This is a genomic window from Mucilaginibacter sp. P4_G9, from assembly GCF_056400985.1.
The window spans coordinates 1-2,744 of the sequence record NZ_JBFUKF010000540.1; the positions used below are offsets into that span (position 1 = coordinate 1).

Annotated in this window: 1 protein-coding gene; it reads right to left on the reverse strand. The window is 37.8% G+C overall.

Translation table 11 applies throughout. The features are described from left to right. Positions 1-289: 289 nt before the first annotated feature. Positions 290-2,744, reverse strand: a 2,455-nt coding sequence (locus AC1DPZ_RS24985) for a hybrid sensor histidine kinase/response regulator transcription factor (protein ID WP_477408587.1), incomplete at its 5' end; no start/stop codon positions are given.

Below are 2,744 nucleotides of genomic sequence, written 5' to 3' on the forward strand. Positions count from 1 at the left end.
TCCCTATACAGCCTTAATACTACTTTTCAAAATGCGATAATAGTATCAGTTTATCGCGCACAGCTGACAGTTACGGGAAAGCAATTTTGCATCTGACGAGGTGGCTTAGTTTTAATATTGCAGAAGCTAAACGAAACTGCGTTTATCATTCCACGTTGTTTATTTCGGACGGAAAAAAACACTTGAAACATCTAAAAAAAAACTAATTTAGAAGAACTTATATCTATATTTTATCAATAAAAGACCTACAAAAATCTATTTCCGTAAAGGAAAATTATAGTATAGTAAACTATAATTCTGCCTCTTCGGCGTCTTCCAGGTATTTAGATGGAATGGTATTGTATTCGGCCTTAAACATCTTTACAAAGTATTTCTGGCTTTTGAACCCTACTTTATTGCAGATCTGGGATATGGTTAGATGCCCTGTTTCCAGAAGCTGGGCAGCACGCTTTAACCGCATGGATCGCACCAGTTCATTAGGAGTTTTGCCCGTCATGGCTAATATCTTCTTATATAAGGTATACCGACTTACAAAAACCTCGTTGCTTAATTCCTCAACAGAAAAATTAGGATTCGAGATATTGCTGTCAATCAGGGTAAGCACCTTTTTAATGAACAGTTCATCCGGCGAATCTACATGCATCTCGGTTGGATTTACTTCCACCTGCTTGGTATAGGTTTTGCGCATGCTTTCCTGCTGGCTCAGTATATTTCGGATTTTTGACTGAAGTATCTCGAAGTTAAAAGGTTTGGTAAGATAATCGGTTGCACCTGTTTCCAACCCTTTTAACTGCTGATCTTCCCCGGTTAATGCCGTTAACAGTATTACAGGAATATGTGAGGTGCGTTTATCATTCTTGATTTTTAAACACAGATCAATACCGTTCATTTCGGGCATACTGATGTCGCTCACAACCAGGTTAGGATGCTGGGCCAGTGCTTTTTGCCAACCTTTTTTACCGTTCTCGGCTTCAATTATGTTAAATGCCGATTTTAAATTGTCTTTAATGTAAAATCTGAAATCTTCATTATCCTCAACCAATAATACGGTAGGTTTTTTACCATCCCGGTTCTCTTTATGAAGATCGTTCCTTTGCAGGGCTTTGTGGGTTAATGATTCATTGGTATGGTCAAAGGGTAAAAGTGTATCGGTAAAAACAATGTTATCTAACCGGCTTACAGGCAATAAAACTGTAAAACAGCTTCCCTGGTTAAACTCACTTTCAACAAAAATTTCACCATCATGCAGCTTTACAAACTCTTTGGTTATCGATAAACCTATTCCACTTCCCTGGTTGAGCATAGATCCTGGCAGATCATTCTGAAAAAATGGATCAAATATCCTGTTAAGTTTATCGGCTGCAATACCTATTCCCGTATCTACAACCCTTATTTCCAGCAAATCATCATGTTCATCTCCTTTATCTACCAGGTTAATTAAAACGCTTACCTGCCCACCCTCATGTGTAAACTTATAAGCATTTGAAAGCAGGTTGAACATAATCCTTTCTATTTTATCATGATCAAAACTTGTATAATAGGTTTCAATTTCCGAATCAAACACAAAACGGATATTTTTTTGATCAGCTACATCGGTGAAAGCAAACGACAGMTCTTTTATAAAACTGATAATATTGCCATTCATCTTATGCAGCTTTAGTTCCTGGTATTCCATCTTCCTGAAATCAAGCAGCTGATTAACCAGGTTGAGCAAACGTTTTGCATTACGGTTCACCATCATCAGCTGACGCTGCACTTCGGGTTCATTAATTTGTTTAAGTATCTTATCAACCGGGGCCATAATGAGCGATAAAGGCGTCCGGAACTCATGACTAACGTTTGTGAAGAATTTAATCTTCATCAAATCGAGTTCATGCATCCGCTGAGCCTCTTCGCGCTCTTTCTCAATAGAAAATTGCGCGCGTAGCTTTTCGATGCCGCGTTTTCTTAAATACAATAGCGAACCAACTGCCAGGCCAACATATAAGATATAAGCCCAGGTAGTTTTCCAGAATGGCGGTGATATACTGATGTTTAATGTAAGTTCTTTATTATTCCAGCCCTCATTATCACCGGCCCTTACTTTAAATGTATAATTACCAGGATCGAGGTTGGTATAGGGGGCTTTTCTGGTTTTGTTATCGGCATTTATCCAATCATTATCAAAACCCACCATTTTATACTGGTATTTTACCTTATCGGGATTAAAATAATTAAGTGCCGCAAATTCTATAGCGAATACATTATCATCATAATTAAGTTTAAGGTCTTTCAAAACTGTTATCGATTTTGGCAGTAAAACCCGGCCATTAACTTTTTCACCAACATTTAAACTCCTGTTAAATACCTGAAAATCAGTAAATATCAAATCGGGTTGTTTTTTATTGGCAACGATATTTGACGGTTTAAACAGGTTAAAACCATTGCCCCCGCCAAATAATAATTCTCCTTCACGGGTTTTATATGATGAATTTTCGGTAAACTCCCGTCCTTGCAACCCTTCTGTTTCATTATAGTTTACAAACCGAAATTTAAGCTTACCTGCTGACCGATCTATAAAAATGCTGGATAATCCATTGGGCGTACTCACCCAAATGTTATTCCTGTTATACTCCTGCATATCAATCACTGTATTATCCGGTAAACCATTACGCTTGTTGAGATTGGTAAACTTGCCGGTTTTGTAATCAAATATGCTTATTCCCTCGCGGGTGCTTATCCAGATCAGGCCATCTGTATCTTCA